This is a genomic window from Paenibacillus sp. 01T422 (genome assembly GCF_056398785.1).
The window spans coordinates 1-9,268 of the sequence record NZ_JBFTQB010000154.1 but is presented as its reverse complement, the minus strand read 5'-3'; the positions used below and the strand labels follow the sequence as shown (position 1 = coordinate 9,268).

Sequence of the window (9,268 nt, the reverse complement as noted above, 5' to 3'; positions counted from 1 at the left end):
TAGTATAAGTCATTACATTGAGATTGTCCCCTCAATACTTCTGGAGATACAATGAGTATAAAGAGAGGGAGTGAATGTTGGATGGTTAATAATGAGTTAGTTATTGAATTATTGCCTGACGAGTATTGGTGGGGAGGCCGGGTCGCGGACGGAAAGAGTATGCCGTTCGGCACAACGTTATTTCGTGTTGACTTAGCAGCGAGCAGCGGTGCTAACCAGGTTTGCCCACTGCTTGTATCCAGTAAAGGCCGATACGTTTGGAGCGAAGAGCCGTTCGCTTTTGAGATTGATCATAAGGATCTAAAGGTGATCGGCGAGGTTGCCACACTGAAAGTAGAAGAGGGGCATGAGACTTTAGCAGGAGCATACCGTCATGCGGCCCGCACGTTTTTTCCGACAGTGCCAGTAATGCCAGAGGAACTTCTGTTTACTGCACCGCAGTACAACCTGTGGATCGAGCTGCTCTATAATCCGACGCAAGAGAAGGTATTGCAATATGCAAGAGATGTGCTCGCAAATGGCATGCCGCCTGGCGTCATCATGATTGACGACAATTGGCACGAACCCTACGGAACCTGGACGTTTCATCCAGGACGTTTTCCTCAGCCTAAGCAGATGGTTGATGAGCTGCATGCCTGGGGATTTAAAGTCATGCTTTGGGTTTGTCCGTTTATTAGCCCGGACTCCAGCACATTCCGTAAACTGGAACCGGCGGGTATTCTTTTAAAAGATGGCGAGGGGAAGACGGCGATTCGCAAATGGTGGAACGGATACAGCGCCGTACTGGACTGCACGAATCCCCAAGCCGTTGCGTGGATTCATGAGCAGCTTGATTCCCTGCAGTCCCAATTCGGAATTGATGGCTTTAAGTTGGATGCTGGCGATTTAGAGTTCTATGAATCGGATGATTGGAGTTATGAGATTACGACACGCAACGGCCATAGTGAAGCATGGGCGAAGGTCGGATTGAAATATCCGCTCAATGAGTATCGCGCTTGTTGGAAGCTTGCGGGGCAGCCATTGGTCCAAAGGCTGAAAGACAAGCAGCATAGATGGGAGGATAATGGGCTTGATTGCTTAATTCCGGATGGTTTGGCACAAGGACTTCTCGGCTATGCGTATACGTGCCCGGATATGATCGGCGGAGGCGAATTTACGAGTTTTTCAGTTGACCAGTTGGATTCGGAACTATTTGTTCGTTCAGCCCAATGTTCGGCCTTATTTCCGATGATGCAGTTCTCGGCAGCGCCTTGGCGGGTTTTGGATGATGAGCATCTGCGCTATTGTATAGAAGCAGCTCAACTTCATGCCGCCTTTGGCGAAGAAATCCTTGATCTTGCTAAGCATGCCTCACGGACTGGGGAGCCAATCCTGCGTCATATGGCCTATGATTTTCCCGAAGAGGGTCTGGAGATGATTCAAGATCAATTTATGCTGGGCCATTCACTGTTAGTTGCTCCTGTTGTCGTCAAAGGGGCACGATCTCGCCAAGTCATTTTTCCAATAGGCACATGGGCTGGAGATGACGGTACAATCGTGTCGGGGCCTGCTAAGTTGGAGATTGAAGTGCCGCTGGATAGGTTGCCGTTTTATAGAAAACAGTGACGATAAAAGCCGGGAATCCTTGATCAGACAAGGATTCCCGGCTTTTTACATATCATACCTTTCTTATAGATGTAACAGAATCAAGAATAAACTTGGAGTAAGCTTCAGCGCCTTTGGTCGTCAAGTGAACGCCATCGCTGGCGAACCAGTCCGGCTTGTCTTTACTTAATGAATACCAGTCGAGAAGTTCGACATTCGCATATTTTTTGCTTGCATCTGCTAACGTTTCATTGACCGTATCTTGCCATTTTCGGGGCACACGTGTATTCATGAGAACAATTTTCCGCTCTTCCCCAATCGTCTCGATAAGCTTATCAAGCTGATCGGATGTAAAAGGTCCGTTCGTTCCGAGGTGAATGACAACAATTTGGCCTAGTGTCTTATCGGACTTGAATTGCTTAATAATGTCCGTAGCCTGCGACAGTTGCCGACTGATTTTCCCGTCTACGACAATCCCTTCAAGCATTTTCTCTAAAACCGGGGCTGCGCCCAACATGACAGAATCGCCGACAGCTGTAACCCTCTGGGTTAACGGAACCAGTTTATAAGCGCCGGATGAGTTCGTCGAAGTGGCAGGCTTCTTCTCACTCTGTGTAATCCTATCCTGATTTGTTGCACCAGGGGCAAGGGGTGTCAAAGCAGCTGAACTTTCCGTTACAGGTGTTGGCGTCGAGACAAGAACCGTCTGTTCCGGCGAAGGAGAAGCTATCGGGACAGGGCTTGCCGAAACAACAGGGACATTTTTGCCTTTAGGAGAAGGCGTCGGAACAGCGTTAGTTACATCAGGTTTTGTATCAACGGGAGAGGCTGTCGGGATACCGCTTGTTTCATCCGGTAATGGAACGGAAGGCGAAGAAATCGCATTAGGGTTCGTCGAGCTTTGGGAATTGAATGTTACTTCTGTGCTGCTCCGATTAAACATGCAGGAAACGAAGATGAGTACGAGAATGACGACCGGTGTGAGTCGAACAAAGAACCTAAATTGCAGCAGAGTCCCACGCCCCTCCGAACGAAATCCGGGAATCTTGGTCCAGATGCGCCAATTGCCGCTTCGGAACGGGGTTTCGATGAAGCTGTAGGATAAAGCCGCAAATCCGATACTAAGAAATAACTGAATCATTTGAAGAAAATAGCTTGTATCCGCATTAGGACTATTCGAACTTGTTAATACGATCACTGGATAGTGCCAAAGATAAATGGAGTAAGAACGAACACCAATCCAGCGTAGAGGTTTCCAACCGAGAATTTTGCTAACAAAGCTAGAGGGACTTGCTGCAGCTGCAATAACGAAAGAGACTGCAATTGAAAGCACGAGCATACCACAGGTGTATAGCGATTGATCGTATTCTCCGGTCCTAAGGAACATGTAGATGACTACCAGAAGACCGATGACACCTGTCAAATTTATCCATGAACGATTTTTGCGTAAGGTAGGGTCGAGAAGTTTACGGCTAGGGCATATAAAAGCAAGGGCTGCACCGATCAAAAGCCCGAATGCTCGTGTATCCGTCCCGTAATATACCCGGCTAGGGTCAGTACCGGGATCATATAAAAGCACCATTGCGATATAAGAAATGATGGCACCAGCGAGGGTGAGTAAAACAAACTTGCCGCGAGTGGGACTAAAGAAACGACTCAAGCCAATGATAATCAGAGGCCATAATAAATAAAATTGCTCTTCAATGGCGAGCGACCAAAGATGCCCGAGCGGTGAAGGAGGCCCGAAGCTCTCGAAATAGGAGACATGGTGGAAAATGTTGTACCAGTTGCTAGTATAGGTTACAGCCGACCAGATGTCCCCCTGTATGGAAACGAGTCTCGCATGATTCGATATCGCCAGAAAGACGGCGACAGCTATGATCATTGACAACATCGCTGGAAGCAATCTGCGAATGCGGCGGATCCAAAACCTTTTCAGATCGATGCGATTTTTATTTTTGCGCTCTTCCAGCAGCATATCCGTAATCAGGTAACCGGAGAGAACAAAAAACACACTTACCCCTAAGAATCCCCCTGAGGCCCACCCCCAGTTGAGATGATACGCAATTACAGCAAGGACCGACAGTGCCCTGATCCCGTCCAATCCAGGCATATAGCGTGGATGATTTTGTTTGACTTCCTTCATGATACTAGCTCCCCTAATGTGTCGATTCCTGAAACAAATACTTAGACTCAGATCTACCATTAGGAGTTCAAATTTCCAAAAACATTTACTCGATGCTGTATTTTTGGTAACCTTAGAAGGAAAAGAAAGCTAAAAAACGCAAAAACGCGGAGGAGATATGAAATGCTTGCACCGGAGAGGCATCGATTAATATTATTGGAACTGGAATCCAAAGGGCAAGTCACCGTCGTGGAATTGAAATCGCTTTTGCAAGTTTCCCTGGATACGGTTCGCAGGGATCTTGAACGGTTGGAGCAAGAGGACAAGCTTCAGCGCGTACATGGAGGAGCGGTTTCCAAAAGAGATGAGTTAGCTACGAATCAAGCGTTTCTCAAGCGTAAAATTACGCAAAATGAAAGGAAGCAGGAACTAGCCACATACGCCGTGGAGCTGGTGAAGGAGTATCAAGCGGTTTCTCTCAATGCCGGCACGACGAATATTGAACTCGCCAAGCGGCTAGCCGTTCGCTTCGAGAAACTCACGGTCTTAACAAATTCCCTTCGCATCGCGGATATTTTATCGCAGAAGAAGGGCTTCACGGTCATTATTCCGGGAGGTTATTTGAATCATGAGGAGTTCTCCTTGTATGGGCGCTCCATTGAGGAAGAAATCATGAATTTCAATATCGACCTTGCATTCATTAGTATCAACGCGATTTCCCTTGAGAAAGGGTTGACTGATTTCCGCCAAGGTGAGGCCGAGGTCATCAATGCGATGCTGAAGGGCGCCAAGCGGAAGATCGTGGTGGCGGATTCGAGTAAATTCGAAACCGTCTCTTATCTTAACATTTGCGGATTGGATCAAATTGATTCCATTGTAACGGATTCTTCCATGGATAGGGACCTGCTGGACACCTATAAAAAACATCATATCTCGATCATAAACGCAAGCTTATCCTAGCTTGCGTTTTTATTATGTTTTCCCAGTGTTAAAAACAGCATATAACAGCATATATATGTTAAAATCACGTAAAATATTGCAAAATGTATTGCGTTTTTGCGTCATATGCATCTATAATCAGAACTATAAAAGACACCAAGAAATGAGGAGTTACGATGACGTATAAAGAACGCATTAAAGCAGTAATTTTCGATTGGGCTGGAACCGTGATTGATTACGGTTGCTTCGCGCCTATGCATGCCTTTATGCAAACTTTTGAAGAAGCGGGAGTATCGATCATGATTCGGGAAGCAAGAATTCCGATGGGGCTTCTGAAATGGGATCATATTCAAGCTATTTTACAGATGGAAAGAGTAAAGAGCGAATGGGTTGCAGCATTCGGGAAGGAACCTGTCAAAGAAGATGTTGATCGTCTCTATGTTCAGTTCGAAGCCATTTTGATGGAATCGTTGAAAATGTACACGGATCCGATTCCGGGAGCTTTGGAAACGGTGAAACAACTTCGCGAAGCGGGGGTAGCCATTGGATCTACGACCGGTTACACCTCAGGCATGATGGAGGTCATCGTACCAGAAGCCAAGCGGAAAGGTTACTCACCAGACTTCATGATCGCATCTGATCAGGTAAAAGCAGGGCGGCCTTATCCGTATATGATATTTCAGAACCTAACGGAGCTTGGCATCTATCCTCCGAAATCCGTCATTAAGGTTGGAGATACGGTGTCTGATATTCACGAAGGCAGAAATGCCGGGGTTTGGACGGTCGCTGTCATTCTAGGAAGCAGTGAGCTTGGTTTAACACAGGCTGAAGCCCAGAGCATGTCTGAGGATGAACTCGCTGAACGAATGAATCAAACGAGATTAACGTTTGAGCAAGCAGGGGCAGACTATATCATCGGATCGATCGCTCAGCTTCCGGCAGTGATTGAGGAGCTTGAGCGCAGCGGCTTGGAGAGGGTAATGAGATGAACCAATTTTACAATCCGGTAGCTGTATCTTTCGGAGCAGCCTCTGCAGAAGCATTCACCGATTTATTAAAAAAACGCTACCCAGACATCAAGAGGGTTCTGCTGCTTACGAGGGGGGCGGGCGTTGAGAAAAGCAATTGTTTACAGCCCGTCATGAACATGCTTTCCACGAAAGAAACTAACTTGGTGGAAGTTACCCTGAATAATCCCAATGTGGCGGATATTTTGAAGCTGAAGCAGGAGATCGAGCCTTTCGACTATGAGCTGATTGTGGCGATTGGCGGAGGCAGTGTCATGGATGCAGCCAAAGTGTTGTCGGCTTTGCAGAGCAAGACATATCAAACCGTAGACGAAGTTCGCTCAGCGATCACAAGTGAACGTTACCGTGAGGAGCCCTCTTATACGCCATGGATCGGGATACCGACGACATCGGGAACAGGCTCTGAGGTCACGTGTTGGGCAACGGTATGGGACGAAGAATACGACAGCAAATATTCCGTGAGCGATGAGCGGCTGTATGCGAGCGCAACATTAATTCTTCCGGAGTTGACCGTTACGATGCCACTGCGTTTAAGCGTAGCTACTGCACTGGATGCCATGTGCCATGCAACCGAAGCGTACTGGTCCGTTCAAACCAATGCCATTACCAGAGTATACTCGCTTCAAGCGATTGAACGAATTCGGCAGACCCTTCCATTATTGATTGAGGAACCGGAGAACCTGGTTTGGAGAGAACAGTTGTCCTTGGCAAGCTTGCTGGCTGGATTGGCTTTTAGCAACACGAGAACAACAGCTTGCCATTCCATCTCATATCCGCTAACGATGCTTTATGGGATTGATCATGGTATTGCGGCCAGCCTAACACTAGCTTCGGTTATGAGGCATAACCTTGCTGCATTAATTGAACCGGACAAGTTGATGCAAGCATTTGGAGCTGCGAACGTGGATGAAGTGGATCATTTCATTCAAAGTATTTATAACCTCTATGGGGTGTCAAGCCGTCTAGGCCAATATGGTGCTACAGTTGAAGGAATCCGTCATTTGGTGTCTCTCTCGTACACGAAGGGAAGAATGGATAATAATCCTGTTGAAATATTGCCTGAAGAACTCGAGCGTATCCTCGTTTCACTATTATAAGAGCTGTAGGTTAGATCAAATACTAGGGAGGCTTTTTAAAATGAAAAAAATAGTAACGCTTATGCTTTCATTATCACTGATCGCGGTAACAGCAGGTTGCGGTACGAAAGCCGGTGAAGCGCAGAACGGATCGGCAGCTGTGAAGACGAAAGATACGCTCACGATTGCGTGGTATCCCAATGAATCCGGTGCAGAAATGAAAAGTACCCGGGACGAAATCGGCAAAGTGGTTGCCGCTGCGACTGGTAAAAAAGTGGAACACAAAACGACGACGGACTATACGATTGCCATTGAAGCCATTGCCAGCGGCAGTGCGGACATTGTCTACACGGGAGCGCAAGGTTATGTCGAAGCTAATAAAAAGAACCCAAAGGTTCTACCGTTGGTCATTCCGAGTGGAGAGTCAGGGACGCTGGAGGATGCGGTTTACTACAGCTGGTTAAACGTGCGTAAAGGCGAAGAGCAAGCGTATAAAAGCGGCGACGGCTATTCGATTGATAATATCGCAGGCAAAAAGTTTTCGTTCGTATCCAATTCCTCCACATCCGGATTCAAAATTCCTTCTGCCGGCATCGTTAATTATTTTAGCAAAAAAGAGAAGACTAAAAGTTTGACCGTCGATGATTTAATTCTGGGAGGCAAAAATAATTTCTTTAGCGAAGTGCTTTTCGGAGGAACCCACCAAGGTTCGGCGATGAATCTGTTGATGGGTAAGGCGGATGTAGCCGCTTTCTGTGATACTTGCGTTGCAAACTATGTCGAGCTGAGCTCAGGCAAGGCCAACACGCCTGGAGCGGTATATAAAGTGAAGCAGGGGGCAAGTGAACCGTTTAACACGATGATTGGCAAAGAATTTACGCTGATTTCCGTTACGCCGGTATTGAATCAACCATTTGCCATTAACACAGGTACGGTAAGCGCAGAAGACAAGAAGAAATTAGTAGATACATTTACATCCGATGCGGTAACGAATAATCCTCTGATCTTCCTGCCTAAGGATTCGAAGGAGACAGGCATGTTCAAGCAGAAGAGCGGCAAAGAGAGATTTCTGACCGTGGATGATGGGTTCTTCAGTCCGGTCAGAATGCTGTCCAACTAAAAGGTAGGAAACAATGCCAAACCGATTAAGGGAGCAACTATGACAACGTTATTGGAATTCAAGCAGGTATCAAAGCAGTATGGTACGGATACAAGAGCGTTAACAGATGTTAATTTTACTGTGAAAGAAGGGGAGTTTGTTTCGATTATCGGCCCGTCAGGGGCCGGTAAGTCGACACTGCTTCGCTGTATTAACCGTATGATTGATGCAAGTCATGGAGAAATTATATTTAGTGGGAGTAATATTCTTGAGCTTCAGAGGAGCGGTCTGAAACGGCTGCGAACTCAGATGGGAATGGTCTTCCAACATTATAATTTAGTGAACAGGTTGTCGGTCATCGAAAACGTCCTGCACGGGCGTCTTGGTTACAAGTCCACACTGGAAGGTGTGTTTGGGGTTTATACCAAAGAAGAGAAGCATCAAGCCTATGCGATTCTGAAAACGCTCGGATTGGAAGAACAAGTGTATAAGCGATGCGATCAATTGAGCGGTGGTCAAAAGCAGCGGGTTGGGATCGCAAGGGCACTTGTGCAGAATCCCAAAATGCTGCTCTGCGACGAACCGATCGCTTCCTTGGATCCGAATGCCTCCAAGGTCATTATGGATCATCTGCGTAATATTTCTACCACCATGGGAATTACGGTTATCGTTAACCTCCATCAAGTGGATGTGGCGCTGAAATATTCAGACCGGATACTTGGCGTGAACAAAGGAGCTATCGTTTACAACGGTCCCTCGACAGGGATTCATGGCGAACAGTTAGCGAGTATTTACGGCACGGAGCTTCATGAGCATCAGGACGAGCTGGAGGGTCGTTATGCAACCTGATTTCTTTGCCAGAAAGCGAATGAATACGCTGTTATTTTGCGGTTTTTTACTTGCATTGACGGTTATCGCTATTATGATTACGAATTACAATGTCATCAAAGGTTTTACCTCGATTCCTAAAGCGGCTGAATGGGCCTTCAGTAATTTTTATCCGGACGAAAAGGCATTGAAACGGCTGCCCATTATTATCAGCAGCTTAACAGAGACCGTCCTTGTATCTATAGCGGCAACCACTGTAGCTGCCTTGTTTGCCTTGATGTTCGCGATCGCAGGCTCCCATACGACGGGAAGAGGAGGCATGCTTGGCTTTGTAAGCCGATCGATTGCGACGGTATTTCGCAATATTGATGTCGCTGCTTGGTCGATGATCTTGCTGATTTCTTTTGGCCAAAATGTGCTGACCGGATATTTCGCGTTGTTCTTTGGCTCCTTTGGCTTTTTGACCCGCGCTTTCACGGAGTCGATCGATGAAGTAAGCAGCAGCTCTGTTGAGGCTTTAAGATCCACAGGAGCCGGTTATTTTTCTATCCTATTTCAATCCGTGATTCCATCTTGTATACCACAGCTA

At 46.8% G+C, this 9,268-nt stretch carries 8 protein-coding genes; 7 read left to right on the top strand and 1 reads right to left on the bottom strand.

Features of this window, described 5'->3' with window-relative positions; genetic code table 11:
• Nucleotides 1-81: 81 nt before the first annotated feature.
• Nucleotides 82-1,605, top strand: a complete 1,524-nt coding sequence (locus AC1DUA_RS11325) for a glycoside hydrolase family 31 protein (protein ID WP_477499843.1) — start codon at nucleotides 82-84, stop codon at nucleotides 1,603-1,605.
• A gap of 52 nt (nucleotides 1,606-1,657) precedes the next feature.
• Here AC1DUA_RS11325 and AC1DUA_RS11320 read toward each other — a convergent pair whose 3' ends face one another.
• Entirely contained in the window at nucleotides 1,658-3,730 is a 2,073-nt protein-coding gene (locus tag AC1DUA_RS11320) for an acyltransferase family protein (RefSeq protein ID WP_477499842.1), read from the bottom strand.
• Between the two features lie 162 nt (nucleotides 3,731-3,892).
• On the opposite strand from AC1DUA_RS11320, the gene AC1DUA_RS11315 reads away from it, so the two are divergent.
• The 6 genes from AC1DUA_RS11315 to AC1DUA_RS11290 all read left to right on the top strand — a co-directional run.
• Entirely contained in the window at nucleotides 3,893-4,669 is a 777-nt protein-coding gene (locus AC1DUA_RS11315) for a DeoR/GlpR family DNA-binding transcription regulator (RefSeq protein WP_477499841.1), read from the top strand.
• Between the two features lie 155 nt (nucleotides 4,670-4,824).
• Entirely contained in the window at nucleotides 4,825-5,637 is an 813-nt protein-coding gene (gene phnX, locus AC1DUA_RS11310) for a phosphonoacetaldehyde hydrolase (RefSeq protein WP_477499840.1), read from the top strand.
• Nucleotides 5,634-6,773, top strand: coding sequence for a phosphonoacetaldehyde reductase (locus AC1DUA_RS11305; protein WP_477499839.1), 1,140 nt, complete (start codon nucleotides 5,634-5,636; stop codon nucleotides 6,771-6,773). The genes phnX and AC1DUA_RS11305 overlap by 4 nt, the downstream gene beginning before the upstream one ends.
• A gap of 40 nt (nucleotides 6,774-6,813) precedes the next feature.
• Nucleotides 6,814-7,872, top strand: coding sequence for a phosphate/phosphite/phosphonate ABC transporter substrate-binding protein (locus tag AC1DUA_RS11300; RefSeq protein ID WP_477499838.1), 1,059 nt, complete (start codon nucleotides 6,814-6,816; stop codon nucleotides 7,870-7,872).
• 39 nt (nucleotides 7,873-7,911) lie between these two features.
• On the top strand, nucleotides 7,912-8,700 hold the full coding sequence (phnC, locus tag AC1DUA_RS11295; protein ID WP_477499837.1) for a phosphonate ABC transporter ATP-binding protein: 789 nt from the start codon (nucleotides 7,912-7,914) through the stop codon (nucleotides 8,698-8,700).
• Nucleotides 8,690-9,268, top strand: a 579-nt coding sequence (locus tag AC1DUA_RS11290; RefSeq protein WP_477499836.1) for a PhnE/PtxC family ABC transporter permease, incomplete at its 3' end; no start/stop codon positions are given. The genes phnC and AC1DUA_RS11290, both read left to right, overlap by 11 nt.

Excerpts from the sequence above, each read along its gene's own strand:
- AC1DUA_RS11325 (WP_477499843.1), top strand. The coding sequence starts at position 82 with ATGGTTAATAATGAGTTAGTTATTGAATTATTGCCTGACGAGTATTGG.
- AC1DUA_RS11320 (WP_477499842.1), bottom strand. The coding sequence starts at position 3,730 with ATGAAGGAAGTCAAACAAAATCATCCACGCTATATGCCTGGATTGGAC.
- AC1DUA_RS11315 (WP_477499841.1), top strand. The coding sequence starts at position 3,893 with ATGCTTGCACCGGAGAGGCATCGATTAATATTATTGGAACTGGAATCC.
- phnX (WP_477499840.1), top strand. The coding sequence starts at position 4,825 with ATGACGTATAAAGAACGCATTAAAGCAGTAATTTTCGATTGGGCTGGA.
- AC1DUA_RS11305 (WP_477499839.1), top strand. The coding sequence starts at position 5,634 with ATGAACCAATTTTACAATCCGGTAGCTGTATCTTTCGGAGCAGCCTCT.
- AC1DUA_RS11300 (WP_477499838.1), top strand. The coding sequence starts at position 6,814 with ATGAAAAAAATAGTAACGCTTATGCTTTCATTATCACTGATCGCGGTA.
- phnC (WP_477499837.1), top strand. The coding sequence starts at position 7,912 with ATGACAACGTTATTGGAATTCAAGCAGGTATCAAAGCAGTATGGTACG.